At 67.0% G+C, this 23,645-nt stretch carries 26 protein-coding genes; 8 read left to right on the top strand and 18 right to left on the bottom strand.

Annotated elements, in window-relative coordinates:
* Positions 1–23 precede the first annotated feature (23 nt).
* Both MRBLMD1_RS08180 and MRBLMD1_RS08175 read right to left on the bottom strand, forming a co-directional pair.
* Entirely contained in the window at positions 24–308 is a 285-nt protein-coding gene (locus MRBLMD1_RS08180) for a hypothetical protein (RefSeq protein ID WP_159634125.1), read from the bottom strand.
* Between the two features lie 99 nt (positions 309–407).
* Positions 408–1,130 carry an AAA family ATPase gene (locus MRBLMD1_RS08175; RefSeq protein ID WP_364398726.1) on the bottom strand — a complete coding sequence of 241 codons (723 nt, stop codon included), beginning with the start codon at positions 1,128–1,130 and terminating at the stop codon, positions 408–410.
* Between the two features lie 106 nt (positions 1,131–1,236).
* Here MRBLMD1_RS08175 and MRBLMD1_RS08170 point away from each other — a divergent pair, with 106 nt between their 5' ends.
* Positions 1,237–1,542, top strand: coding sequence for a hypothetical protein (locus MRBLMD1_RS08170; protein WP_159634131.1), 306 nt, complete (start codon positions 1,237–1,239; stop codon positions 1,540–1,542).
* On the opposite strand, the gene MRBLMD1_RS08165 is transcribed toward MRBLMD1_RS08170, so the two are convergent.
* A complete protein-coding gene (locus MRBLMD1_RS08165; protein WP_364398724.1) occupies positions 1,527–2,279 on the bottom strand; it encodes a GAF and ANTAR domain-containing protein in 753 nt (250 codons plus the stop codon). The genes MRBLMD1_RS08170 and MRBLMD1_RS08165 overlap by 16 nt on opposite strands.
* Before the next feature lie 102 nt (positions 2,280–2,381).
* On the opposite strand from MRBLMD1_RS08165, the gene MRBLMD1_RS08160 reads away from it, so the two are divergent.
* Positions 2,382–3,953 carry a carboxylesterase/lipase family protein gene (locus MRBLMD1_RS08160; RefSeq protein ID WP_364398722.1) on the top strand — a complete coding sequence of 524 codons (1,572 nt, stop codon included), beginning with the start codon at positions 2,382–2,384 and terminating at the stop codon, positions 3,951–3,953.
* Here MRBLMD1_RS08160 and MRBLMD1_RS08155 read toward each other — a convergent pair.
* The 5 genes from MRBLMD1_RS08155 to MRBLMD1_RS08135 form a co-directional block, all read right to left on the bottom strand.
* Positions 3,931–4,371 carry an SRPBCC family protein gene (locus MRBLMD1_RS08155; RefSeq protein WP_159634141.1) on the bottom strand — a complete coding sequence of 147 codons (441 nt, stop codon included), beginning with the start codon at positions 4,369–4,371 and terminating at the stop codon, positions 3,931–3,933. The two genes, MRBLMD1_RS08160 and MRBLMD1_RS08155, sit on opposite strands and share 23 nt — an antisense overlap.
* Positions 4,372–4,449: 78 nt before the next feature.
* Complete coding sequence (locus MRBLMD1_RS08150; RefSeq protein ID WP_275181914.1) at positions 4,450–4,941, bottom strand: RpiB/LacA/LacB family sugar-phosphate isomerase; 492 nt, start codon at positions 4,939–4,941, stop codon at positions 4,450–4,452.
* Positions 4,941–6,689: a dihydroxyacetone kinase family protein gene (locus MRBLMD1_RS08145; RefSeq protein ID WP_364398719.1), complete on the bottom strand. Its 1,749-nt coding sequence runs from the start codon at positions 6,687–6,689 to the stop codon at positions 4,941–4,943. Before MRBLMD1_RS08145 ends, MRBLMD1_RS08150 begins: the two co-directional genes overlap by 1 nt.
* 53 nt (positions 6,690–6,742) lie before the next feature.
* Positions 6,743–7,516: an SDR family NAD(P)-dependent oxidoreductase gene (locus tag MRBLMD1_RS08140; RefSeq protein ID WP_159634150.1), complete on the bottom strand. Its 774-nt coding sequence runs from the start codon at positions 7,514–7,516 to the stop codon at positions 6,743–6,745.
* Positions 7,517–7,617: 101 nt separating this feature from the next.
* Positions 7,618–8,442, bottom strand: a complete 825-nt coding sequence (locus MRBLMD1_RS08135; protein WP_364398716.1) for a sugar phosphate isomerase/epimerase family protein — start codon at positions 8,440–8,442, stop codon at positions 7,618–7,620.
* A 187-nt stretch (positions 8,443–8,629) separates the two neighbouring features.
* On the opposite strand from MRBLMD1_RS08135, the gene MRBLMD1_RS08130 reads away from it, so the two are divergent.
* From MRBLMD1_RS08130 to MRBLMD1_RS08110, 5 genes are all read left to right on the top strand, one after another.
* Positions 8,630–9,967, top strand: a complete 1,338-nt coding sequence (locus MRBLMD1_RS08130) for an MFS transporter (protein WP_159634156.1) — start codon at positions 8,630–8,632, stop codon at positions 9,965–9,967.
* A 33-nt stretch (positions 9,968–10,000) separates the two neighbouring features.
* On the top strand, positions 10,001–10,939 hold the full coding sequence (locus MRBLMD1_RS08125; RefSeq protein WP_364398714.1) for a transketolase: 939 nt from the start codon (positions 10,001–10,003) through the stop codon (positions 10,937–10,939).
* On the top strand, positions 10,936–11,955 hold the full coding sequence (locus tag MRBLMD1_RS08120; RefSeq protein WP_159634162.1) for a transketolase family protein: 1,020 nt from the start codon (positions 10,936–10,938) through the stop codon (positions 11,953–11,955). The genes MRBLMD1_RS08125 and MRBLMD1_RS08120 overlap by 4 nt, the downstream gene beginning before the upstream one ends.
* 119 nt (positions 11,956–12,074) lie before the next feature.
* Positions 12,075–12,734: a GntR family transcriptional regulator gene (locus MRBLMD1_RS08115; protein WP_159635915.1), complete on the top strand. Its 660-nt coding sequence runs from the start codon at positions 12,075–12,077 to the stop codon at positions 12,732–12,734.
* A gap of 91 nt (positions 12,735–12,825) precedes the next feature.
* A complete protein-coding gene (locus tag MRBLMD1_RS08110) occupies positions 12,826–13,275 on the top strand; it encodes a DapH/DapD/GlmU-related protein (RefSeq protein ID WP_224024327.1) in 450 nt (149 codons plus the stop codon).
* A gap of 28 nt (positions 13,276–13,303) precedes the next feature.
* Here MRBLMD1_RS08110 and MRBLMD1_RS08105 read toward each other — a convergent pair whose 3' ends face one another.
* Positions 13,304–14,356 carry a LacI family DNA-binding transcriptional regulator gene (locus MRBLMD1_RS08105; protein WP_364398711.1) on the bottom strand — a complete coding sequence of 351 codons (1,053 nt, stop codon included), beginning with the start codon at positions 14,354–14,356 and terminating at the stop codon, positions 13,304–13,306.
* Positions 14,357–14,524: 168 nt separating this feature from the next.
* On the opposite strand from MRBLMD1_RS08105, the gene MRBLMD1_RS08100 reads away from it, so the two are divergent.
* Positions 14,525–16,441: an adenylyl cyclase gene (locus tag MRBLMD1_RS08100; RefSeq protein ID WP_364398709.1), complete on the top strand. Its 1,917-nt coding sequence runs from the start codon at positions 14,525–14,527 to the stop codon at positions 16,439–16,441.
* A 57-nt stretch (positions 16,442–16,498) separates the two neighbouring features.
* Here the strand turns inward: MRBLMD1_RS08100 and MRBLMD1_RS08095 are convergent, their stop codons facing one another.
* From MRBLMD1_RS08095 to MRBLMD1_RS08055, 9 genes are all read right to left on the bottom strand, one after another.
* Complete coding sequence (locus MRBLMD1_RS08095; protein ID WP_364398707.1) at positions 16,499–17,536, bottom strand: HoxN/HupN/NixA family nickel/cobalt transporter; 1,038 nt, start codon at positions 17,534–17,536, stop codon at positions 16,499–16,501.
* Positions 17,536–18,366, bottom strand: a complete 831-nt coding sequence (locus tag MRBLMD1_RS08090) for an urease accessory protein UreD (protein ID WP_364398705.1) — start codon at positions 18,364–18,366, stop codon at positions 17,536–17,538. The genes MRBLMD1_RS08095 and MRBLMD1_RS08090 overlap by 1 nt, the downstream gene beginning before the upstream one ends.
* A 167-nt stretch (positions 18,367–18,533) precedes the next feature.
* Positions 18,534–19,148 carry an urease accessory protein UreG gene (ureG, locus tag MRBLMD1_RS08085; protein ID WP_275181922.1) on the bottom strand — a complete coding sequence of 205 codons (615 nt, stop codon included), beginning with the start codon at positions 19,146–19,148 and terminating at the stop codon, positions 18,534–18,536.
* A gap of 26 nt (positions 19,149–19,174) precedes the next feature.
* Positions 19,175–19,843, bottom strand: coding sequence for an urease accessory protein UreF (locus tag MRBLMD1_RS08080; protein WP_364398703.1), 669 nt, complete (start codon positions 19,841–19,843; stop codon positions 19,175–19,177).
* Between the two features lie 150 nt (positions 19,844–19,993).
* Positions 19,994–20,479 (bottom strand): urease accessory protein UreE, encoded by a 486-nt coding sequence (ureE, locus tag MRBLMD1_RS08075; protein ID WP_364398701.1) that lies wholly within the window; start codon positions 20,477–20,479, stop codon positions 19,994–19,996.
* Between the two features lie 33 nt (positions 20,480–20,512).
* Positions 20,513–22,243: an urease subunit alpha gene (ureC, locus tag MRBLMD1_RS08070; protein WP_364398699.1), complete on the bottom strand. Its 1,731-nt coding sequence runs from the start codon at positions 22,241–22,243 to the stop codon at positions 20,513–20,515.
* Positions 22,240–22,593 carry an urease subunit beta gene (locus MRBLMD1_RS08065; protein ID WP_364398697.1) on the bottom strand — a complete coding sequence of 118 codons (354 nt, stop codon included), beginning with the start codon at positions 22,591–22,593 and terminating at the stop codon, positions 22,240–22,242. Before MRBLMD1_RS08065 ends, ureC begins: the two co-directional genes overlap by 4 nt.
* Before the next feature lie 11 nt (positions 22,594–22,604).
* A complete protein-coding gene (locus MRBLMD1_RS08060; protein WP_224024310.1) occupies positions 22,605–22,907 on the bottom strand; it encodes an urease subunit gamma in 303 nt (100 codons plus the stop codon).
* 110 nt (positions 22,908–23,017) lie between these two features.
* On the bottom strand, positions 23,018–23,575 hold the full coding sequence (locus MRBLMD1_RS08055; RefSeq protein WP_364398694.1) for a cysteine hydrolase family protein: 558 nt from the start codon (positions 23,573–23,575) through the stop codon (positions 23,018–23,020).
* Positions 23,576–23,645: the final 70 nt, after the last annotated feature.

Raw genomic sequence — 23,645 nt, 5'->3', positions numbered from 1 at the left:
GTTGTGAAGTTCTTCCGGCGGGACTAGGCCTGGCCCGCTGCGGTCCCCTGTGCCGGCACGGCCACCGTCGAGTGCTCCGCTTTGGCGGCCTGGTGCGGATTCCCCGCTTCCTTTGCGCAGTGCAGGCAGCAGTAGATGCCGGCCTCGCTTTCAACGGCATGGCCCAGGATCCGGCAGCCGCAGTGCTCGCAGGCCGGCGCCATCATGTGGATGGCGCATTCGAAGCTGTCGAATGTTCCGGTCTGGTTCCCCATACTGACGGTGAACATGCGGCCCTCGCTGCTGCCGCAGACGTCACATGCGCCCATGGTCCTTGCCTCCTGTTGTGCTTGCCTGCTCCAGACACTCAAGTTGACTGCCGGGGCGGGTCCGCTGCCTAGGGGCGAAGGTCCCCCGGGGCTAGCGGTCTAGATGTGGCGGAGATAGCGTTCCGGCGAGTCCATGAACCGCCGCCAGTTCGCGACGAGTTCCAGTTCCTCCCAGGCGCGGGGCCGTAATCCCCAGGGCCCCACTTCGAGGATCGAGGCTCCGGGAAGGGCCGCCAGCAACGGGGAATGCGTGGACATCACCACTTGGGATCCTCCGCCGGCCAGCAGTTCCTTCAGGACGGACAGCAGGCTCAGGCAGCCCGAGAAGGACAGGGCGGATTCCGGTTCGTCAAGGACCCACAGCCCAGGACCGTTGAAGCGGTCGGCTGCCAGCTGCAGGAAGGACTCTCCGTGGGACATGTCGTGGAACGGAATGTCCGGGAGGGCTGTGCTGGGGTTCTGCTCCAGGTACGTGTAGAACCCGTGCATCGTCTCAGCCCTCAGGAAGTACCCCCGCCGGTTGGCACCGGCGTTCCGGATGAGCTGCAGGTGGTCGCCCAGGACTGATTCGGTGCGGCGGGTGGCATGCCGTGCGCCTGTGGAGCCGCCCTCTGGAGACAGCCCGTAGGCGAGCGCGAGGGCTTCAACCAGGGTTGATTTCCCCGACCCGTTCTCGCCGACCAGGATGGTGGCGGGCCCCAGGTCGAGTCCCTGGTCAAGGACCTGGGACACCGGTGGCAGCACCGCCGGCCAGAGTGCCCGGTCCAGAACGTTCCCCGGATCCTCTGCCAGCCGCCGGACGGGGTAAGTGCGCAGAGGCATGGCCCCATTCTTGCAGGCAAAAGAATTTTAAAAATCTTTCCCATCCACCCGGCCAGCCGTTCCGAAGACAAAGTGTAGGAGTGTAGCCAATCACGAGGACGGGACGATGGATGCCGTGGACCAGCAGGCCCTGACCGGGGCTGTCATCAAGGAACACCGGCTGGACCTGGCGCAGTTGTGGCTGGAGTTCGTTGGGCTGGGTGGCGATGCCTCCGAACAGCTCATCCGTGACTACTGCGATGGCCAGGGGACCCTCCCGCCCAAGGAGCGGGACGCGCTGGCCCAGGCCGTCAATGAACACTGCGCCGCCGAAGGCCTGCTGCTGCGGGCTCCCCTCAGCAACTCCGATTTGTTCCTCTTCCGGCCGGAGTGGCATGACCCGGAGCGGAAAGACCCCTACTCGTCGAAGTAGCTGAAGGTGTCCGCGGCGCCGGCCACGGATGCGACCACGGCGGCGGCGACCTCGCGAAGCTTCATGTTCCTGCTGTTGGACGCGTCCCGCAGCAACTTGAAGGCGGCGGCCTGGCTGCAGCGGTTCTGCGCCATGATGGCCCCGGTGGCCAGGTCGATCACCGTGCGGGTCTGCATGGCGGCGCTCATGCCCTCCCGCGTCTCCTCCAGCTTCAGCATCCGCAGGGCAAGCTTCAGGCCCTTGGACGCCTGCCGCACGAACGCCTCGGCGGCGCGGACGCCGTCGCTGCCGGAGGCAACGGGCTGTGAGCAGTAGAACGTCAGGACACCCCGGGTGTCCCCTTCCAGCGCGGCCGGGATGCTCAGGACAGAAAGGATGCCCTGCCGCCGGAGCGCCTTGACGTACTCCGGCCACCGCTGCTCCCGCCGCAGGTCTCCCACCAGGACCGTGCCTCCGCTGCCCATGGCAGTCAGTCCCGGACCGTCGCCATACTTGGACTCCAGCGGGGTTATGAGCGCTCCATCCGGCTGGCTGCTGGCGGTCGCCGCGGGCTTCTTGGGACGCAGCACCGTAATTTCACACGAACACTCATGATCCGGAGAGCCGAGCCGCGCGGCAGCATATTCCGCCAGGTCATGGAGGAATGCCTCCACCTCCTGGTTCTGCAGGAACGACTCCTGGAGATGCAGGGCAACGTCTGCGAAGTCCCTGTATTCAGGGACGCCGGCGTTCAGCACGGGTCTTACCTCCGGACAATGGTTAAACGCCACAGCATCGTGGCCGCCCACTGCCGAACGGTGATGACAGCCTACCTGTGCGGACCCCGTAACCTGTCAACCATGACGCGCCTCTCCACGCCCAGCGGACCCGTCCATGGCAGCTCCCTGGAAGCTGACGGGACCACCGTCCACCGGTTCCTTGGCATCCCCTACGCCGCGCCGCCGTCGGGCGCCCACCGCTTCCGGCCCCCGGTCCCGGTGCCGCCGTGGACCGAAGCGCTGGACTGCACGGCACCGGGACCCGCTGCGCCGCAGAACCCCGAATCCCCCGCGCCCCCGGGCGCCAGGCCGCGCACCTGGAGCGAGGAAGGCTGCCTCAACCTGAACATCTGGACACCGGGGACGGACGGTCCCGCCAGGCCGGTCATGGTTTGGGTCCATGGCGGCGCGTACCTTCTGGGCGCCAACAGTGACGGCATGTACGACGGCGCCCGGCTCGCCGCCGCGGCGGGCGTGGTGCTGGTGTCCATCAACTACCGCCTGGGCGCGCTGGGCTTCCTGCACCTGGCTGATCTTTTGGGTGCCGGGTATGAAGACTCCGGAAACCTCGCCCTGCTGGACCAGCTGGAGGCCCTCCGCTGGGTGCGCCGGAACATCGGCGCGTTCGGCGGCGACCCGGACAACGTCACCGTGTTCGGCGAGTCCGCAGGCGCGGCAGCGATCGGCACCCTGCTGGGCATGCCGGCGTCGGACGGGCTCTTCCGCCGGGCCATCATGCAGAGCGGCACGGCGGAACGGTACCGCCGGCCGGAGGACTCGGCCCGCATCAGCGCCGGGTTCCTGGGGCTGTGCGGCCTGGACGAATCGACCGCGAAGGAGCTGCTCACCCTCCCTGTGGAGCGGCTGCTGGAGGCCCAGGCCGCCCTGGAACGGCGGCTCGCAGCCGAAACCTTCGCCGTGCCGCTGCCCTTCCAGCCCACGGTGGGGACGCCGTCCCTGCCCGTGCCGCCGCTGGACAGCGTCCGGGCCGGGCTCAACAGCGGTGTGGACCTGCTGATCGGGACCAACCTCAACGAGGGCTCCTTTGCGGTCGAGATGCGCCCGCCTGCCGCCGGCGATCCGGACTACCCTGGCCGCGCCGCCGCCGTCCTGGCGGGTGCGGGGGTGCCGTCCGCGCAGGCCTCGGGCTACCCGCAGGCGCTCGCCCGGGTGCTGTTCCGCGAGCCCGCCGGCAAGGAACTGCTGGAGGCCGCCATCGCCGATACCGTCTACCGCCAACCCAGCAACCGGCTCCTGGCAGCGCGCCAACTGGCTGCAGAGGACAATTCAACAGCACAAGGCGGCGCCGGGAAGACCTTTGCCTACCTGTTCACGTGGCGGAGCCCGGCGATGGGCGGAAAACTTGGTGCCTGCCACGCACTGGACATCCCCTTCGTCTTCCGGCACCTGGACGCACCGGAGGCTGCGTTCCTCACCAGGGGCAAGGCACCGGAAGCCCTCGGCGACGCCATGAGCGGGGCCTGGGCGGCCTTCGCCGGCACCGGAAACCCGGCAACTGCGGGGCTGGAGTGGCCCGAGTATGGGGAGGCGCGCAGCACCCTGGTGCTGGGCGACGAAATCCGGCTGGAGGACGATCCGCGCCGGGAGCTCCGGGAGTTCTTCGAAGCCGTCAGGCCGCTGCCAGCGCGTTAAGCGTGTCCCGGATCCCGTTCAGCGCGGGATCGCGCAGGGAATTGAAGGCAGGCTTCAGGAGCGGCTGGATGATCTTGGCCGGCCCGTGGATGCTGAACTCGGCCGTGTACTTCACCACCGAGCCTGTCCCGTTGGGGATGACATCGATGGAATCGAACGAGGTGACGGTCTTGTTCTCGCCGCGCAGCTTGATGTGGTTGTCCGTCAGTTCGATGACCTCATAGACCAGGGTCTGGCGTTTCCCGCGGAACTCGGACTCGGCGTGGTACTTGTGCCCCACAGCTACGGGTCCCGGCGTGATTTTGTCCATGACGGGGGTGTTGGGGTCCCACTTGGTGGTGTTTTCGAACTCACGCATGAAGGCAAAGGCCTTCTCGGCGGACAGGTTGGTTTCCACACTTCCGGTGACTGTGATCATCACCCCAGTCTAGGAGCACCGCGCAACGGGGCGGCGGCTGTGTTGCCGAACAGCCGCCGTCCCGCGCCGGGACGCTCCTTAGCAGCCCTCGAAGTCGGTGAGGACCTTGACCTTGCCCGCCGAGGCCGACGACGGATCGAACGTGTACCCGATCCATTCCTTTGCCAGGCGGCGGGCGAGTTCGACGCCCACCACGCGCTGGCCCATGGTGAGGACCTGGCAGTCGTTGGACAGGATGGAACGCTCAACCGAGAACGAGTCGTGCGCCGCGGTGGCGCGGATGCCTTCCACCTTGTTCGCGGCGATGGCCACCCCGATGCCCGTGCCGCAGAAGAGGATGGCCCGGTCGGCCCGCCCGTCGCGGATCATCTCGCCGGCCGCGATGCCCACGTAGGGGTAGGGCCTGGTGAAGTCGTCCGCGGCGTCGGTCCGGTTGACGCCGATGTCGATCACCTCGCTGACGCGGGGGTCGTTGCGGAGATCCGCCAGGACCTTGTCCTTGTAATCAACGCCGGCTTCGTCCGCGCCGACAATGAGCCGCAGCCCCATGGTGTGTCCTTCCGTCGTCATTACTTGGCTCCCGCCGGCGCAGCGCCAGCTGTAGTGGTGGTGAAATGGGGCCCCATCACGGCGAATACCATGGCAAGGGACGTGGCGCCGGGGTCGGCGGTGCCCAGGCTTTTCTCGGCCAGCGGGCGGGCGCGGCCCTTGAGTGGCAGCAAATCGGCGGTTGCCTCCGCCGCGGCTGCCGCTTCGCGGGCGGCGTCCTGCCAGGCCAGGCCTGGCTCGGCACCGTCAGCCACCACGCGGCTGAATGTTGAAGCGAACGGCAGCAGCGCGTCCACCATGGTCTTGTCACCGATTTCGGCCTTGCCCAGCTGGACGATGCGGTCCGCGAATGCGGTCACGCCGGCCGCGAGGACGCCAGCCCCGGGTGCGGCGGCGTTTCCCACCGTCTCACCGAAGGCGCGCAGGCCCGCTCCCCACAGGACACCGGAGGTTCCGCCGGCCTTGTCCGCCCAGGCGTCGCCAGCGGCAGCCAGCACGTCGCCGGCACCTGCACCGGCGGTGAGGGCGGCGGATGCTGCGGCAGCGGCGGCGTCCACCCCGCGGACCATCCCGCGGCCGTGGTCGCCGTCGCCGGCGATGGCGTCCATCCGGCCCAGCCGTTCCTCGGCCCCGTGCAGCAGGGTGCGCGCGGCACCGATGGCCTCGACGCAGGCCGCGGCATACCCACGGGAGGCGTCCGTGGCGACGAATGCCTCCGCGGAGGCGCCGGCGTCGGCCGCTTCTTCCCCGGCGGAAGTTCCCGCCGGGGTGATCACGGCACCCCGGCGGTAGGCCGGAGTCTCGGCAGGGGCAACCCACAGCGGTTCCAGCTCCTCATCCAGCCAGGTGATGGTCAGCGAGACGCCGGCCATGTCCAGGCTGGTGACCAGCTCGCCGACCTCAGGCATCACCAGCGTGTAGCCGGCGTCGCGCAGCAGCGGCGCAATGGTTCCCCAGAGGACGAACAGCTCCTCGTGCTTGGTGGAGCCGAGCCCGTTGAGGATGACGGCAAGCCTGCTGCCGGCATCCGGAGGGGTTTCGGAGAGTACCCGGGCCACCAGTTCCCGGCCCAGTTCCTTCGCCGACGGCAGGTCGGTATCGTGCAGGCCCGGCTCGCCGTGGATGCCAAGGCCCAGGCCCATCTGCCCCTCCGGAAGGGTGAACAGCGGGGCGTCGGCGCCGGGGAACGTGCAGCCGGCGAACGCGCTGCCGATGGTGCGGGTCAGGTCATTGGCCTTGCGGCCCAGGCGGACCACCTCGGCCAGGTCCGCGCCGTTCTCGGCGGCGGCCCCCATCACCTTGAAGACGGTGAAGTCACCGGCGATCCCCCGGCGCTTTCCGGATTCCGACGGCGGGGCGCTGGCGATGTCGTCCGTCACCAGGACGTTCTCCACGGCGATGCCCTCGGCGGCCAGGCGCTCGCTGGCCATGCCGAAGTTCATCACGTCGCCGGCGTAGTTGCCGTAGGTGAAGACGACGCCGGCGCCGGACTCTGCGGCCTTGGCCACCGAGTAGGCCTGCTGGGCGGACGGCGAGGTGAAGATGTTGCCCACCACGGCGCCGTCGGCGAAGCCGGTACCGATCACGCCGGCGAACGCCGGGTAGTGCCCGGATCCACCGCCGGCCAGGACGGCAACCTTGGGCTGCGCGGGCCGGTAGCGGCGGACGGCGCCGCCGGGGACCTGGCGGACCAGGTCCGAGTGGACGTCGCAGAAGCCTGCCAGGGCCTCCTCGGCGAACTCTGAGGGGTCGTTGAAGATTTTGGTCATGGTGGGTTCTCCGGCGTCCGGGGGCTGTCAGTGCTGGGGGCTGTCAGGGGCTGCTAGTGGATGTGGCTGCCGCCGTTGATGTCGACGGTGGTGCCGGTGAGGTAGGCCGAGTCCTCGGAGGAGAGGAAGGCGATCACGGCGGCCACTTCCTCGGTGGTGGCGTTGCGGCCCAGCGGGATGCCGGCGTTGATGGCCGCTTCCTGCTCCTCGGTGCTGCCCACGCGGATGTTGGTGTCCACGGCGCCGGGGGTGATGGCGTTGACGGTGACGCCGGTGGTGCCGAGTTCGCGGGCCAGGGCCTTGGTGAAGCCCAGGATGGCTGCCTTGGCGGCGGAGTAGGGGACCTTGCCGAAGACGCCGCCGCCGCGCTGGGCTGACACGGAGGACATGTTGACGATCCGGCCCCAGCCGTTGTTGATCATGTCCGGCAGGAAGGCCTTGGTCACCAGGTAGGTGCCGGTGGCGTTGACGTCCATGACCTTGTGCCACAGCTCAAGGGTGGTCTCCAGGAACGGGATGGGCGAGGTGATGCCGGCGATGTTGGCCAAGGCGCCGACGGGCGGGAGGTTGCCGGCGGCCACTTCGGCGGCGACGGCGGCCTGGGCGGCAATCACGGATGCTTCGTTGGCGACGTCGATCTCGTGGCCGAAGGCGGGGACGTTGAATTCGTTGCCGATTTCGGCGGCGACCTTGGCGGATTTCTCGCCGTCGAGGTCAAGGATGACGATGCCCCAGCCGTCACGGGCGTAGCGGCGGGCGGTGGTGATGCCGATGCCGCGGTCCGAGGTTGCTCCGGTGAGGACGGCGGTGCGCTGGATGGTGGTCATGGTGGTGCTCCTTGAATTGTTTTATTGGATCGATTGCTCCGTAAGTGTCGTTTTGGACGTTCAAAACGACACCTACTCAGCAGTCGATGGAGGGGGTGGGTTCAGATGAGGTCGGTGATGAAGCTTGCTGCCTTGGCGGCGGCGGCCGGGCGTTCGTCATTGGTGACGTCCCGGGTTTCCAGTTCGAGCGAGAAGTGGCCGGTGTAGCCGTCGGCGGCGAGCCGCTTCAGGCCGCCGGCGAAGTCGGCGTCCCCGTTGCCGATGCTGAGGTTGATGTTCCCCGGCACGGCGTCGCGCAGGTGGACGTGGCTGATGCGGCCCTGGTGCCGGTCCAGGTAAGCCTGGATGTCCTCGCCGGAGGCCACAATGTGGCTGAAGTCCATGACGATTCCGACGCCGGAACCGGCTAGGCGGTCGGCCAGGAGTCCCGCGCGCTCCAGGTTCCAGCAGAACCGCAGGAAGTGCAGGGATTCGGTCCAGAGTTCGACGCCGAACTCCGCCGCCCGCCGCCCGGCACCTATGAGCTGGGCGGCAACGAGGTCCAGGTCCTCGTCAACGCTCCGGACCGGGGCGTTGACGAGGGCGCCGCACGGCAGGACCAGTGCCTTCGCACCGATGTTGGACGTCAGGGTCAGCAGGGCGTCAAGGTGGCGCTCCCGCCCGGCCCGGCCCTCGTCGTCGAGCACTTTGTTCAGGTCCCCGATGTCGCCGTTCACGGAACGGACGCGCAGGCCCGAGGCGTTGACCTCGGCGGAGACTGCGGCGACGGCGCCGGCGTCGAGCCCGTACGGTACGTGGTCACAGACGCCGGGCAGCGCGCCCAGGTCGATTTCCTCGAAGCCCAGCCCCTTCATGGTGCGCAGGGCGGTTCCCAGGTCCTGGTGCCTGAAGCTGATGGACGAGCACCCAAGTCTGGAATGGAACATCATTGATCCTTTGGTTCGTGCCGGGCTGTAGTGATGGGGACCACAATACGGACGTTAACTGTCAACAGTCAACTCCAAAAAGTCGACTGTTGACAGTCGGAATGATCTGGGTCACACTGGATCCCATCAATTGTTAACAGTCGACAGCGGCGGACCTCCTTCAGCCGCTTTTCGAAAGGGAACCACCATGAGCAAAGATGCTCTGACCATGCGCGGCCCGGTCCACGGCACCAAGGACGCCCGGCGAGTTGCCATCGGATCCGGCGTGGGGGCCGTGATTGAGACGTATGACTTCATCGGCTTCGGCACCGCTGCCGCACTGTACTTCGGCACCGCATTCTTCCCCGGAAGCGATCCCGTGACCGGCACCCTGGCCTCCTTCGCCACCCTCGGCGTCGGATTCGCAGCCCGCCCCCTTGGCGGCATTATCGGCGGCCACCTCGGCGACAAGGTGGGCCGCAAGCCGGTCCTGGTCGCCTCCCTCATCCTGATGGGCCTGGCCACCTTCGCCATCGGTCTGCTCCCCACCTACGCGGCGGTCGGACTGCTGGCCCCGGCACTTCTGGTCTTCGTCCGCATCGTCCAGGGCCTGGCCTTCGGCGCTGAGTGGGGCGGCGCGATCCTGATGAGCTACGAGCACGCACCTTGGAAGGCCAAGGGCAAGTACACCGGCATTGTCCAGGCCGGCTTCCCCGTGGGCCTGCTGCTGGCCAACCTGACCTTCCTGTTCAGCGTCCAGCTGGGTGGCGAGCTCGCCTGGCGCATCCCGTTCCTTGCCAGCATCCTGCTGGTCATCGTGGGCCTGGTCATCCGTTCCAAGGTCCCCGAGTCCCCGGTGTTCGATGAGGTCAAGGACAGCGGCGCCATCGTGAAGGCCCCCATCGTGGAGGTCATCAAGACGGACTGGCGCAACATCGTCAAGGGCATCGGCCTCCGCATCGCCGAGACCGCCGGCTACGCCGTCTCCATCACCTACATGATTTCCTACATCAACAGCCAGCACCTGGCGGACAAGAGCCAGACCCTGATCGCCCTCTGCATCGCTTCGGCCATCGGCATCTTTGCCACCCAGGCCTGGGCAGCAATGACGGACCGCATCGGCCGCCGCCCGCTCTACATCTGGTCCACCGCTTTCGCCGCACTGTTCGCCATCCCGATGTTCCTGCTGGTCAACACCGGCCTGTTCATCGCCATCATCCTGACCATCGTGATCTCCTACGCGGTATGCCAGAACTCCCTGGCCGGCGCCCAGGGCGCCTGGTTCCCGGAGCTCTTCCAGGCCAAGACGCGCGCCTCCGGCGCCAGCCTGGCGTACCAGATCTCGGCCATGGTGTCCGGCTTCACCCCGTTCATCACCACGCTGCTGTTCGTCAGCTTCGGCTGGATGGGCCCTGCCCTGCTCTTCGGCGCGTACGCCCTGATCGGCCTCTGGGCCGCCGTAGCCACCCGGGAAACCTGGGGCAAGCGGGAACGTGAGCTGGCTGACGAGGCCACCAAAAGCACCCCGAACACCGTCAACGCCTGAATGACCACCACGCACACGACCACGGAGCCAGTAATGCCTACAGATACCGTCCAAGACGCCCCGCAGGGACAAACACTGCAGGAACAAACACTGCAGGAACAAACACTGCAGACTGCGGTGACTCCGGAACGGCTGGAGAAGATCAGTGCCGCCGCCTACCGGATCCGGCACCACGCCCTGAACATGGGCGAGGTCCAGGGCCAGGGGTACGTGGGCCAGGCCCTGGGTGCCGCGGACATGCTCGCCACCGTCTACGGTGACCAGCTCCGCTTCCGCGCCGGGGACCCGCACTGGGAAGCCCGCGACCGGTTCCTGCTCTCCACCGGCCACTACGCCATCGGCCACTATGCCGCTCTCGCCGAAGCCGGGATCGTCCCGGTGGAGGAACTGGAGACCTATGGCTCGGACGATTCCCGCCTGCCGATGTCCGGGATGTCCACCTATACGCCCGGCATGGAAATTTCCGGCGGCTCGCTGGGGCACGGCCTGACCATCGCCGTCGGCATGGCCCTGGGCCTGCGCTACCAGGGCTCGTCCGCCCGGGTGTTCAACTTCCTCTCCGACGGGGAACTGGACGAGGGCTCCACCTGGGAGGCCGCCATGGGCGCGCACCACCACCAGCTGGGCAACCTCACCGCCATGGTGGACATCAACGCCCTGCAGGCCGACGGCAAGACGGACACGGTGCTGCGCACCGAACCGGTCACCGAAAAGTGGGAATCCTTCGGCTGGTACACCCAGCGGGTGGACGGGAACGACGTCGGGGCGCTGCTGGCGGCGTTCGACAACGCAGCTGCCCAGGCCGCCACCGTCGGACGTCCTTCCGTGATCCTGTGCGACACGAAGGTGGGCCGGGGTGTTCCGCTGCTGGAGAACCGCGAAAAGGCGCACTTCATGCGCATCGAAGAGAACGAATGGCAGATCTGCCGCGGGCAGCTCACTGCCGGCTACGAAGGAAAGGCTTCCGCATGAGCACCACCACCGAGGCCCCCGACACCGCAGCAGCGGCCAAGCCGAAGCTGAAGACCTCGGCGATGATCGCATCGTTCGCCGACCCGGGCCAGAAGACCTCCAACGCACCGTTCGGGCACGCCCTGGTCAAGGCCGCACAGGAGAACGACAAGATCGTGGGCCTGACCGCGGACCTGGGCAAGTACACGGACATGCACATCTTCGCCCAGGCCTTCCCGGAGCGGTTCTTCCAGATGGGCATGGCCGAGCAGCTGCTCTTCGGCGCAGCCGCCGGGCTCGCCGAGACGGGGCTGGTGCCCTTCGCGTCCACCTACTCGGTGTTCGCCGCGCGCCGCGCCTACGACTTCCTCTGCCTGGACGCGGCCGAACCGAACCTGAACGTCAACATCGTGGGCGGCCTGCCCGGCCTGACCACCGGGTACGGCCCCAGCCACCAGGCCACGGAGGACATGGCGATCTTCCGCGGCATGCCCAACCTGACCATCGTTGACCCCTGCGACTCGATCGACATCGAACAGGCCGTGCCGCAGCTCGCCGTCTCGGAGGGCCCCACCTACCTGCGCCTGCTGCGCGGCAACGTGCCCACCGTCCTGGATGAGTACGACTACACGTTCGAGCTCGGCAAGGCCAAGGTGCTGCGCGGCGGCAACGACGTGGTGTTCATTTCCTCCGGCCTGATGACCATGCGCGCCCTGCAGGCAGCCAAGGCCCTGGCGGCACACAACGTGGACGTCGCCGTCGTGCATACCCCCACGATCAAGCCGTTCGACGCCGAAACCGTCCTCAAGGAAATCAACACGGACCGCCTCGCCGTCACCCTGGAGAACCACTCCGTGGTGGGTGGGCTGTTCGAAACCGTGGCCTCCGCCGTCGTCACCGCCGGTGTGGGCAAGCGCGTGGTGCCCGTGGCGCTGCCGGACCAGTTCCTGGACGCCGGCGCCCTGCCCACCCTGCACGACCGGTACGGCCTTGCCGTGGACCGCATCGTGGCCAAAGTCCTCGCCGAGCTCGGCTAGGGCACGAAACCAATGCAGAAAGCACGGCACCGGTCCCCTCCGGTGCCGTGCTTTCTGCCGTAATATCGAAACCACTACCGACTGTAAACAGTCGACTTATGACATTGAGGACAGAAGCCATGGCCGGACTGACCGCCCCGCTGCTGGGACTGGAAAAGAAAAGCCTGCGCGAGCAGGCGCTCTCGGCACTGAGGACCGCCATCACCAGCGGCGAGCTGGAACCGGGCCGGCACCTGGTGGAAACCGAACTGTCCGAGATGCTGCAGATCAGCCGCGGCACGCTCCGCGAAGCCCTCCGCCAGCTGGAACAGGAGGGCCTGCTGTCCGCCGGACCCCGTGGCCGCCTCTCCGTCCGCCACCTGGACGAAAAGGAAATCCGGGACATCTACGCCGTCCGCGCCGCCCTGGAATCCCTCGCCGCCCGGACACTCTGCGAGCTCCCGGACCGGCAGCACGTCACCGAATCCCTCCACAAAGCCATCGACGCCATGACGGAGGCCACGAACGGAAGCCTGGAGGAGCGGATCGAGTCCGATCTCGAATTCCACCGAACCCTCTGCCGGCTCACGGGCAATGAAACCCTGCTCCACTCCTGGGAGTCATTGGAAGGGTCCATCCGGATGTCCATCATGTTCGCGGGCCTGGAAAAGGGCGTCAGCAACATGAGCGTTGACCGCCACAAGGACATCGTGGGCGCCATCGACACCGGGGATGCCACCCTGGCCCGGAAGACCATCCTGGAACACATGGATACCGCCGCCGCCAACCTGGTGGCGTAGCCCCTCCGCGGCCCAGTCCAGGGAATCCTCGCGGCCTCCCGGCCGTTAACCTACTGCGCGGTAAATAACCGCGGTGGTAACGAGGGATGGTATGACCGCAAAGTTTGTGTCAGTCGAGGACGACGCCGGAAAGGTCACCCGGTACAGCCGCCATGACAACGGCGGCGGCCTCATCGCTCCGGGAGCCAGCGTGGCGGAGAGCGCCCGGATCGGCCCCATGACCTACGTTGAGCACGGCGCGCAGGTGGGTTCAGGCTGCCGGATTGGACACGGCAGCTGGATCGACCGCGGCGCGACCATCGGTGACCGGACGGTCATCGGCGACGGCGTGCGCATCGGCCGGGGCACCGTGATCGGCAACCGCGTCCACATTGGCAGCCACTCGCGCATTGGCTCCAGCGTCCTGATCGAGCACGGCGTACACCTGGATTCGGACAGCACCGTGCCGGACGGCAGCGAGGTTCTCGCGGGCGCCCATTCACGCCTGGCACCGGCCAGGCACCGGACACACCGCAAGGCGAAGGGCGGCCTGGCCGCCTAAGTCCCGGGCGGAAGACCGGTGCCGCCGGCTACAAAACAGTGCTTCCGCGCACCACCAGTTCCGCCGGATAAATGACGGGCTCCCAGGCCTCTCCGGGGTTGCCGATGGCGCTGACCAGCAGCTTTCCGGCCGCAGCCGCGATGTCCGCCACGGGATGGGCCACGGTGGTGAGTCCCAGGCCGTTTGCCGCCTGGATGGGGTGGTTGTCGAAGCCCACCACCGCCACATCGTCCGGCACGCTCAGCCCCGCGCTGCGCAGACTGTCCACGACGCCCAGGGCCATGAGGTCGGAGGCTGCGAATATCCCGTCCACGCCGGGCGTCCCGGCCAGCAGGCTCTTGGCAGCGGCGGCACCTCCCGCCGTCGTGAAGTCCCCGTGCATCACCGGTCCGGGCTCAAGGCCGGCTTCCCTGAGCCCCTGCAGCCATCCTTCCAGGCGGTCGACGGCGGCCGTCATGTCAGTGGGGCCGGCGACAGTGGCGAGCCGGGTGCGGCCGGTTCCCGCCAGGTGCCGTGCCGCCAGCCGCCCGCCCTCGACGTTGTCCAGGTCCACGTAGGGAATCCCGGATTCCGTGTCCCACGGCCTTCCGATGAAGACGGTGGGCAACCCGGTAGCGCCCAGGGTCTCCACCCAGTCGTCAGCACGGTGGTGGGATACCACGATCGCACCGTCAACGTGGCCCCCGCGCAGGTAGCGGATGGTCCGCGCCGAGTCGTCGCCGGCCCGGGACATCAGCAGTACCAGCTGCAGGTCCGTCTCACGCAGTGCTTCATTGACTCCCGTAATGACTGCGGCGAAGTACGGGTCCATCATGACCCGGGCGTCGGGTTCGGGGATGACCAGTGCCACCGAACCCGTGCGCCGGGTGACCAGGCTTCGCGCGGCACGGTTTGGGGTGTAGCCGAGTGCCACGATCGCGGCATCAACCGCAGCCTGGGCCTGCGCACTCACCTTGGAGCCGCCGTTGATGGCGCGGGATGCAGTAGAGCGGGACACCCCAGCGGCCGATGCCAGGTCCTCCAGCGTGGGGCTGGGCCGCGCGGGGCCGGCCGGAGCGGCCCGGCTGGTCTTTTCGTTCATTACACCGACAATACGACACCGCCGCTCAGTGGGAGCGCTCCCGCGAAACCCTTGCTCCGGCCAAAACCCGATGCTACGCTTCCCCGACGGGAGCGCTCCCACCACTCGACCCCGGCTGCCCCTCGCAGCCGTTATGGTCGTCCAGCCCCACCACTGACAGGACCAGCAATGCCGCTATCCTCACGCCCTGATGCACCCAGACCCCTTCCGCCGCAGCGCCGGCACCACCATGGCATCGTTGCCGCAAGCACCGCCCTCCTCATCGGGCTGTTCGCCGCCGGCGCGACCGTTCCGGCACAGGCCGCACCCTCAGCCGCGCAGCCCGCAGTCCAGGCTCCGGCGTCGCCACCGCCGGCGCCGCAAAACCCGTTCGGGCCCAACACCTACGTCTTCGATCCCGGCATGCCCGTGGCGCAGATCCAGGCCACGGTGGACGCCATTGCGGCGCAGCAGGTGGATGACGAAATGGGGACCAAGCGCTACTCCCTGCTGTTCAAGCCCGGCACCTACGGCACCCCCGAGGAGCCGCTGATTGTCCAGGTGGGCTATTCCACGGAAGTCGCCGGACTGGGTGCTGCACCCACCGACGTCACCATCAATGGACACGTCGACGTCTACAACCGCTGCCTCACCGCGGACAACTGCATCGCCCTCAACAACTTCTGGCGCTCCCTGTCCAACCTCACCATCAATGTCACCGGCCTCGAAGGCTGCCGCAGCTCGGCAAACTTCTGGGCAGCCTCCCAGGCTTCGCCGATGCGCCGGGTCAACATCACCGGCGGCAACCTCTCCCTGATGGACTACTGCACCGCCGGCCCGCAGTACGCCAGCGGCGGCTTCATCGCTGATTCCACGACGGGCGCCGTCATCAACGGCTCCCAGCAGCAGTACCTGGTGCGCAACAGCAGCATTGGAAGCTGGTCCAACGGAGTCTGGAACCAGGTGTTCTCGGGCGTCAACGGGGCACCTGCAGATTCCTTCCCGGACCCGCCGTACACCACCCTGGACACGACTCCCATCAGCCGCGAGAAGCCCTACCTGACGGTGGACCCCGCCGGGCAGTACAGCGTGTTCGTGCCCTCCGTGCACCAGGACTCAGCGGGGACCACGTGGGAAAACGGCCCTACGGAAGGCCGCAGCATCCCGCTGGCCGACTTCTACGTCGCATCGCCCGGCGATTCAGTGCAGACCATCAACACGCAACTGGCCCGTGGAAAGAACCTGCTCCTTACCCCCGGGGTCTACGACATTGACCGCAGCATCGAGGTCAAGCGCGCAGGAACAGTGGTGCTTGGACTTGGAATGGCAACACTTTCCGCCGTCAACGGATCGGTTCCCCTGACAGTCGCGGATGTCCCCGGCGTGGACATTGCTGCCGTCACCGTGGATGCCGGTGAGGTCAACTCACCCGCCCTGATGCGCATCGGCAAGGCAATCCCGGGCGCCGGGGGCGGAGCGGCCAACTCTGCCGTCCGCAGCGATCCGGCCAATCCCACCACCCTCCACGATGTGTTCTTCCGCATCGGCGGGCCCCATGTGGGCAAGGCCTCGGTCAGCCTGGAAGTCAACAGCGACAACGTACTCCTGGACCACATCTGGGCCTGGCGCGCAGACCACGGGAACGGTGTCGGTTGGACCACCAACACCGGCAGGAACGGCGTGATCGTCAACGGCAACAACGTCACCGCCACCGGGCTGTTCGTGGAGCACTACCAGGAGTACAACGTCATCTGGAACGGCGAAAACGGCAAAACGGTCTTCTTCCAGAACGAACTGCCCTACGACGCCCCCAACCAGGCAGCGTGGCAGCATGACGGGATTCTCGGCTGGGCCGGCTACAAGGTCTCGGACTCCGTCAAAACCCATGAACTCTGGGGCGGCGGCAGCTATGTGTACAACAACGTGGACCCCACCATCCACGCCACCCGCGGCTTCGAGGTGCCGGTGACGCCCGGCGTGAAGCTGCACAGCCTGCTGACCGTGAATCTTGGCGCCGGGACATTGGACCACGTGGTCAATGACACCGGAGCGCCGGTGTCCACGGACGCCGTCGGAGTTCCCAGCTACGTGGCCGATTTCGGCTAGGAGCCGCCCACCACAACGGGGGGCGCGGCGCCGGCAGTGGATGCCGGCTCCGCGCCCCTATCCGTTCCGGGCCTGCCTCCACGCCAGCGCGGCCCCGCCCCAGACGGCCAGCAGCAGCGCCACCAGCAGCAGTCCTGCGTCGCCCAGGTTGATCGATGAAAGCCACGCCGTCACCGGATCATGCAAACCGAATGCGGCGTGAAAGAAGCCGGCCAAAGTGATCACGGCAATGAACAGGGCCGAGACCGCCGAGATGCCCGTCACCACAGCATTGAAGCCAAGCTTCCGCCCCGGGTCCGCCAGTGCCGAGCGGTACATCCGCATCATCACCAGGCCGTTCACCGAATCACACAGCGTCATCGCGGCTGCGAAGGCGAGCGGGAGGGCGAGCAGGGCGAACGGGGGCACCCCGGCTAGGGACGCCGCCGTCGTCATCATCAGCAGCCCGATGGTGGTGGCGGTATCGAAACCCAGCCCAAAGAGGAAGCCAATCACGTAGATGTTCCGCGGCCGGCGCACCCTGGCGAGGGGTTTGGCCAGCAGCCGCGCCACCAGGCCCTGCGGTTCCAGGTCGCGGGGATCAATGGCTGCTCCGGCCCGGGAACGCCGGAAGGCAGCGGCCGAGCGGGTGAAGGCCGAGCCGTTGAACAGCCCCATGGCCAGCAGGAACAGCCCGGATACACCGCTGCCGATCAGCCCCAGCACCAGGTTCCCGGCCGTACCGTCCTCCATTAGGCCGCCAACCAAGGACGCACCGGCGATCACCAGCACCCCCGCCAGGGTCACCACCGAGCTGTGCCCCAGGCTGAACGCGAAGCCCACGCTCACCGGATGCTGCCGCTGTGCCACGAACTTCCGGGTGGAGTTGTCGATGGCGGCCAGGTGGTCCCAGTCGTAGCTGTGCTTCACCCCGGCCAGGTAGGCGGTGAGGACAAGTCCCCAGGAGAGCGCCCCGCCGCCCCCGGTCCGGGTTCCGGCAAGCAAAAGGACGACGGCGGCAGCGTGCAGCGCGGCCACGGCACCAAAGGTGAAGAGCGCCCGGGTCCGGAGCGGCAGCGAGTCCCGGTCCCGGTAGAGCGCGGCGATGCCGGCCATCAGTGCTTCCTCAGGTCCAGCGGTCCCTGGCCGTACCAGCGTCCCCGCAGCAGGTCCGTGCAGGATCGAAGCAGGCGGTTCAGTTCGTCCGTGCTGTTGGAGAGGCTCCGCAGCACCAGCCCGGTGGTCCCCGCAACAGTGCGGGTCAGCGAGATGCCGGTCAGGGCCTCGTGGTCAGCGGTCAGCAGGTGCAGTTCGTCGGCAAGCGCCTGGTCCACCCTGGGATCCACCACCACCAGCGATCCGAGGTGGCTGTAGCCTTCCATGAACCCCAGACCGGTGACGTCGTGGAGCGGCGGCCGGATCAGCAGGTTGTCCAGCGCCAGCAGTTCGACGCCCGCCCCGGTTTCCACACAGATGTGGTTCCTCAGGCGCACTTCCTCGTACCGGAAGGCGGCGCCGTCGGGCGACCAGCCGGGCGTCACGACCTCGGCCATGACCAGCGACGACGAGGGCCGCAGGGTCACGGACGTCCGCTGCCGGTAGCTGGCTTCCCGGTAGGCGATGAGCTGGTCCGGCATGAGTTCCAGCCGCGCCTCCTCCCCGAGCCGCAAAACCATCCGCTGCTCGGCAAAAGAGCCCGGAGTCCGGTAAATCTTGGTGGCGGACTGGGTGGTCAGCAGCAGGTCAGCCCCGTCCTGGACTTCAATATCGAGCAGGAACAGGTCCGCCCCTAAATAGGCCCCGCCAGGATTCACGATGACGTAGCAAACCTGCCCGGAGTCATCGAGATAGTGAGGTCGCATCACCCGAAGCGCCCCTTGATGAAACTGGTGCGAGGCAACCGACCTGCCGTGCCGCAAACTGACGCCCAACTCAAGCCGTCCCATCGGTGACTTCTCAGCGTGAGCGGAGTCGGGGATAGGGGGCCGCGGCGTGGCGGGCACCGCGAAGCGGGCACGGCCCCCTATCCCCGACGAAGCGCCGGAAGCAGACTCACCCGCGGGCGCAGGCCCCGGCGAGGTGCCTGCTTGAGGTGACCCAACCGCCGTCGTGCTCATGCCAGGTCGAGCATCAGGACGTCGTGCCTTATCCATTCGATGACCTTCTCGAGGCCTTCGTCGGTTTTGAGGTTAGTGAAGCAGAAGGGCTTATCCCCTCTAAATTCCTTCGAATCCTTTTCCATGATTGACAGGTCGGCGCCGACGTGGGGTGCGAGGTCGGTTTTGTTGATGATGAAGAGGTCGGATTTGATCATGCCCTGGCCGGCTTTGCGGGGGATCTTTTCGCCTTGGGCCACGTCGATGATGTAGATGGAGAAGTCCACCAGTTCGGGGCTGAAGGTGGCAGAGAGGTTGTCGCCGCCGGATTCGACGAAGATGACCTGCAGGTCCGGGTGCCGGGTTTTGAGTTCCTCGATGGCGGCGGTGTTCATGGAGGTGTCTTCGCGGATGGCGGTGTGCGGGCAGCCCCCGGTTTCGACGCCGATGATGCGGTCCACGGGCAGGATGCCGTTGGCGGCGAGGATTTTGGCGTCCTCGATGGTGTAGATGTCGTTGGTGATGGCGGCCATGGAGATGTCGCCGCTCATGTGCCGGGTGAGGCGTTCCACGAGCTGGGTTTTACCGGCGCCGACGGGCCCGCCGATGCCGATTTTGATGGGTTCAGTCATGGTTTCCTCCTAGGTCACGAGCCCTGTCAGCTCATGAACATCCGGGCACGCTGGCGTTCGTGCCGCATTTGCGAAATTTCCAGTCCGGGGCTGACGGCGCCGAGGTCGTCCGCCGTGAGGTGCGCGACCGCGTCGATGGCGGCAGCGACGTCGTCGTGCGCTTTCCGCAGCACGCGCTGCCCGGCGTTCTGGCCGAGCGGGATGGCGCGGACGGCGTTCTGGGTGAGGGACGTGACGGTGGCGAAGAGGTAGGCGGCGAGCGCCTCCTGCAGCGGTACGCCCAGGGAGCGTGCGACGACGGCGAACGCCAGCGGCTGGTGCCCGGCGGCGCGGCCCGTGGCCACCAGGTCCCGGTACAGTTCCAGCGCGGGCGAGGGAAACACCTCAGCCCCAATCTCGAGCAGCCGGCCGCCCATCTTCACACTGGCCTCCCGGACCTGCCGCGGCAAAAGGGAAGCGGACAAAAGCGAGTCCAGCTCCCCAAGATCAGCCCCCTCATAGAGCAGCCGAACAGCAAGCCCATCGGAATAGGTCAGCTGCTGGCCGACGAAGGCACCGAGCCAGAACCCGAAAGACCCTTCATCAAAAACGAGCTCCCGATCGATGTACGTCTCAAACCCAAAAGAGTGAGCAAAAGCCCCAGTAGGCAAAGCAGAATCAACCAACTGCTGCAACGCCAGCTGATACCCGCTCACCGCCCTGCCGCCCAACGGGACGGAGCATCGCGACGGCCCGGATTGGGGGCCGCGGCGTGGCGGCCACCGCGAAGCGGGCACGGCCCCCAATCCGGGCCGGCGCACCCAAGTGACACCACCCGTGGAGCGCGCAGCGCTGCGACAGGGTTACTAGTGCGAGTGTTCAGCATGGCGGAAAGGCACAGGAATGACGCGTTCCTGGCGGGAGTAGGGCACACCGGCATGGGTGAGGTAGTCCTCGACGGTGTGGTCGTAGGCGCACACCATGACGGCCGCCCCATACTCGCTGTCCGCGTCGAAGAACTGTGCCTGGAGGTGGCGGTTGCCGAGGGAGTGCGCAGTGACGCCCATTTCGTGGATGGTGCGGGGCGCGATGACCAGGACGTCGGTGGGCAGCACGGACACCACGATCATGTTGGCTTCTTCGACGTGGAGGATGTCGCCGTCGCGGAGGTCGCCGGAGCCGGCGGGGAGGCGGATGCCGATTTCCTTGCCGTGGTCGGTGGTGGCGCGCTGGATGCGTTTGACCAGCTGGGCGCTGGGCAGGACGACTTTTTCGCGGTGCAGGCCGGCGTAGGCTGCGAGGTCGGAGTCCGGCAGGTCGTGCAGGTTGCCCAGGACTTTGTCGATGATCATGTGGTTGCTTTCGGGGGTTTGGAATTCGCGGTTCTAGAAGAGGAAGTACCGCTGGGCCATGGGCAGCACGTCGGACGGTTCGCAGGTGACGTCCTCGCCGTCTACCGTCACCTGGTAGGTTTCCGGGTCCACCTGGATGTCGGGCGTGGCGTCGTTGTATTTGAGGTCGGCTTTGGTGAGGTTCCGGATTCCGGAGACGGGCCGGATGACCTTTTCCAGGCCCAGTTCCTGGGGCACGCCGGCGTCGATCGCCGCCTTGGACAGGAAGGTGATGGAGGACTGCTGCACAGCCTTGCCGAAGGTGGCGAACATGGGACGCATGGTGCGCGGCTGCGGGGTGGGGATGGACCCGTTGGAGTCGCCCATGAGTGCGTAGGCGATCTGGCCGCCTTTGAGCACCAGTTCCGGTTTGACGCCGAAGAACGCCGGGTCCCACAGCACCAGGTCCGCGAACTTGCCCACTTCCACTGACCCTACGGAATCGGCGATGCCCTGCGCGATGGCGGGGTTGACGGTGTACTTGGCGACGTAGCGCTTGAGCCGGAAGTTGTCGCTGTCCGCACTGCCGTGCGCCCCGCCGTCGGCATCTTCCAACACCCCGCGCTGCTTCTTCATTTTGTCCGCCACCTGCCAGGTGCGGGTGATCACCTCGCCTACCCGGCCCATGGCCTGGGAGTCGGAGGAGGTGATGGAGAAGATGCCCAGGTCCTGCAGGACGTCTTCCGCGGCGATGGTTTCGGCGCGGATGCGGGAGTCAGCGAAGGCCACGTCCTCGGGGATGTCCGGGTTGAGGTGGTGGCAGACCATCAGCATGTCCAGGTGCTCTTCGATGGTGTTGCGCGTGTACGGCAGTGTGGGGTTGGTGGAGGCCGGCAGGACGTTGGGCATGCCTGCAATCTTGATGATGTCCGGAGCGTGGCCGCCGCCGGCGCCTTCGGTGTGGAAGGTGTGGATGACCCGGCCGGCGATGGCGCGGATGGTGTCCTCCACGAACCCGCACTCGTTCAGGGTGTCGGTGTGGATGGCCACCTGGACGTCGTACTCGTCCGCGACCTGGAGCGATGTGTCGATGGAGGAGGTGGTGGCTCCCCAGTCTTCATGGACCTTGAGGCCGATGGCACCGGCACGGATCTGCTCGGCGAGGGGTTCGACGGCGGATGCGTGGCCTTTGCCGAACAGGCCGATGTTCATGGGGAACGCCTCGGCGGCCTGCAGCATCCGCTGGATGTGCCACTTTCCGGGCGTCACGGTGGTGGCTTTGGTGCCTTCGGCGGGGCCGGTACCGCCGCCGATCATCGTGGTCACGCCGCTGGCCAGGGCGGTGGGGATCTGGTCCGGGGAGATGAAGTGGATGTGGGTGTCGATGCCGCCGGCGGTGAGGATTTTCCGCTCGCCCGCGATGATTTCGGTGCTTGAGCCGATCACGATGTCCACGCCGTCGGTGATCTGCGGGTTGCCGGCCTTGCCGATCCGGAAGATGTGGCCGTCCTTCAGCGCCACGTCCGCCTTGTAGATGCCCGTGTGGTCCAGGATCACGGCGTTGGTGATGACGGTGTCCGGAATGTCCTCATCACGGGTTGCCTGGCCGTTCTGCCCCATGCCGTCGCGGATCACCTTGCCGCCGCCGAACACCACTTCCTCGCCGTACACGGTGAGGTCCTCTTCGATTTCGAGGAAGAGTCCGGTGTCCGCCAGGCGGATCCTGTCCCCGGTGGTGGGGCCGTAGAGGTCCGCGTACTGGCGGCGCGGAATGTCGAAGCTCATTCGCCGTCCCCTTCCGTAACAGGCCCGCTTTGGCGCGTGCCGCCGTCGAGCCTTCCATTGACCGCGTTGCTGAGCCCGTAGACCTCCCGGGTCCCGGCCAGTTCAATAAGCCTCACGCTCCGCGAATCCCCCGGCTCGAACCTGGCTGCCGTTCCCGCTGGGATGTCCAGGCGCCGGCCGTAAGCTGCTTCGCGGTCGAAGGCCAGGGCCGCGTTGGCCTCGGCAAAATGGAAATGCGACCCCACCTGGACGGGCCGGTCGCCCGTGTTGGTCACGGCCACCTCGATGGCCTTACGGCCCGCATTCGCGGTCACGGGCTCCGGCCGGAGGACGTACTCGCCTGGAATCATTGCCGCGCTCCTTAACGGATGGGGTTATGGACGGTGACAAGCTTGGTGCCGTCCGGGAAGGTGGCCTCGATCTGGACGTCGTGGATCATCTCCGGCACGCCTTCCATCACGTCCGCCCGGGTGAGCAGGGTGGTGCCGTAGCTCATGAGGTCGGCCACGCTCCTGCCGTCGCGGGCGCCTTCGATCAGTTCATAGCTGATGATGGCTACGGCCTCGGGGTAGTTGAGCTTGAGGCCGCGGGACTGCCTTCGGCGGGCCAGGTCGGCGGCCACCACGATCAGGAGTTTCTCCTGCTCACGCGGCATAAGATGCATGGGGTTCCCTTCGACGGCCTGCGGCGTGCTGCCAGCGTAAGCGGGTCACGTTTCCGCCAGGTTTCAGGAGTATCAACAAAAGCTGGGGATATGCCCCAACGGTGGGAAGGCTAGTTTGCCCCGCTGAGCCGGGCAAGGATCTCGTCGCTGGACTGGATGGGCTGCCGGTAAGTGGCGGAGAGGATGCGGAGCATGTCGGCAGCGTCCTGGTCGGCTTCGGAGGCCATCGCGTCCTTGGCGTAGGTGACCCGGATGTTGTGCGCGAATGCGTCGGCTGCGGTCTGGGCGATGCAGTTGTGCGTGGAGACTCCGGCGAGCACCACCTCGCCGGCGTCCCAGTTCCGCAGCCGGGCCAGCAGGTTGGTTCCCACGAAGGCACTGTCCCTGGTCTTGTTCAACTGGGGCAGGTCCTCCTTGGTGAGGCCGGGCACCGATTGGGCCTGTCCGCTCCCGCGGAAGATGAAGCCCTGGTCGTCGTCCAGCATGCTGAGGGTCCAGGTGGACTTGTCCCGCTCGTGTTCGGTGCCGACCAGGAGCGCGGCGTGCCCGGCGGCCTTGAACCCTTCCAGCAGCCGGTTGCACTCACTGACCACCCGGTCCTGCTGGGCCGCCAGTTCGGGCGTTTCGAAGAATGCGTTCTGCATGTCGATGACCAAGAGGGCAATCATGTGGGCACCTTTCCTCGTTGAACCGGTGGGCCGGGTGGTGAGGAAAAGTTACCCGCGTGGAGCGCGGCGA

Source organism: Pseudarthrobacter sp. LMD1-1-1.1 (assembly GCF_040676255.1).
In the GTDB taxonomy this organism is placed as follows: domain Bacteria; phylum Actinomycetota; class Actinomycetes; order Actinomycetales; family Micrococcaceae; genus Arthrobacter.
This window is presented reverse-complemented; position numbering and strand designations above follow the sequence as displayed.

Bases quoted from the DNA above. Each gene is read 5' to 3' on its own strand.
- MRBLMD1_RS08180 (WP_159634125.1), bottom strand. From the start codon at position 308: ATGGGCGCATGTGACGTCTGCGGCAGCAGCGAGGGCCGCATGTTCACC.
- MRBLMD1_RS08175 (WP_364398726.1), bottom strand. From the start codon at position 1,130: ATGCCTCTGCGCACTTACCCCGTCCGGCGGCTGGCAGAGGATCCGGGG.
- MRBLMD1_RS08170 (WP_159634131.1), top strand. From the start codon at position 1,237: ATGGATGCCGTGGACCAGCAGGCCCTGACCGGGGCTGTCATCAAGGAA.
- MRBLMD1_RS08160 (WP_364398722.1), top strand. From the start codon at position 2,382: ATGACGCGCCTCTCCACGCCCAGCGGACCCGTCCATGGCAGCTCCCTG.
- MRBLMD1_RS08155 (WP_159634141.1), bottom strand. From the start codon at position 4,371: ATGATCACAGTCACCGGAAGTGTGGAAACCAACCTGTCCGCCGAGAAG.
- MRBLMD1_RS08150 (WP_275181914.1), bottom strand. From the start codon at position 4,941: ATGACGACGGAAGGACACACCATGGGGCTGCGGCTCATTGTCGGCGCG.
- MRBLMD1_RS08145 (WP_364398719.1), bottom strand. From the start codon at position 6,689: ATGACCAAAATCTTCAACGACCCCTCAGAGTTCGCCGAGGAGGCCCTG.
- MRBLMD1_RS08140 (WP_159634150.1), bottom strand. From the start codon at position 7,516: ATGACCACCATCCAGCGCACCGCCGTCCTCACCGGAGCAACCTCGGAC.
- MRBLMD1_RS08135 (WP_364398716.1), bottom strand. From the start codon at position 8,442: ATGTTCCATTCCAGACTTGGGTGCTCGTCCATCAGCTTCAGGCACCAG.
- MRBLMD1_RS08130 (WP_159634156.1), top strand. From the start codon at position 8,630: ATGAGCAAAGATGCTCTGACCATGCGCGGCCCGGTCCACGGCACCAAG.
- MRBLMD1_RS08125 (WP_364398714.1), top strand. From the start codon at position 10,001: ATGCCTACAGATACCGTCCAAGACGCCCCGCAGGGACAAACACTGCAG.
- MRBLMD1_RS08120 (WP_159634162.1), top strand. From the start codon at position 10,936: ATGAGCACCACCACCGAGGCCCCCGACACCGCAGCAGCGGCCAAGCCG.
- MRBLMD1_RS08115 (WP_159635915.1), top strand. From the start codon at position 12,075: ATGGCCGGACTGACCGCCCCGCTGCTGGGACTGGAAAAGAAAAGCCTG.
- MRBLMD1_RS08110 (WP_224024327.1), top strand. From the start codon at position 12,826: ATGACCGCAAAGTTTGTGTCAGTCGAGGACGACGCCGGAAAGGTCACC.
- MRBLMD1_RS08105 (WP_364398711.1), bottom strand. From the start codon at position 14,356: ATGAACGAAAAGACCAGCCGGGCCGCTCCGGCCGGCCCCGCGCGGCCC.
- MRBLMD1_RS08100 (WP_364398709.1), top strand. From the start codon at position 14,525: ATGCCGCTATCCTCACGCCCTGATGCACCCAGACCCCTTCCGCCGCAG.
- MRBLMD1_RS08095 (WP_364398707.1), bottom strand. From the start codon at position 17,536: ATGGCCGGCATCGCCGCGCTCTACCGGGACCGGGACTCGCTGCCGCTC.
- MRBLMD1_RS08090 (WP_364398705.1), bottom strand. From the start codon at position 18,366: ATGGGACGGCTTGAGTTGGGCGTCAGTTTGCGGCACGGCAGGTCGGTT.
- ureG (WP_275181922.1), bottom strand. From the start codon at position 19,148: ATGACTGAACCCATCAAAATCGGCATCGGCGGGCCCGTCGGCGCCGGT.
- ureE (WP_364398701.1), bottom strand. From the start codon at position 20,479: ATGATCATCGACAAAGTCCTGGGCAACCTGCACGACCTGCCGGACTCC.
- ureC (WP_364398699.1), bottom strand. From the start codon at position 22,243: ATGAGCTTCGACATTCCGCGCCGCCAGTACGCGGACCTCTACGGCCCC.
- MRBLMD1_RS08065 (WP_364398697.1), bottom strand. From the start codon at position 22,593: ATGATTCCAGGCGAGTACGTCCTCCGGCCGGAGCCCGTGACCGCGAAT.
- MRBLMD1_RS08060 (WP_224024310.1), bottom strand. From the start codon at position 22,907: ATGCATCTTATGCCGCGTGAGCAGGAGAAACTCCTGATCGTGGTGGCC.
- MRBLMD1_RS08055 (WP_364398694.1), bottom strand. From the start codon at position 23,575: ATGATTGCCCTCTTGGTCATCGACATGCAGAACGCATTCTTCGAAACG.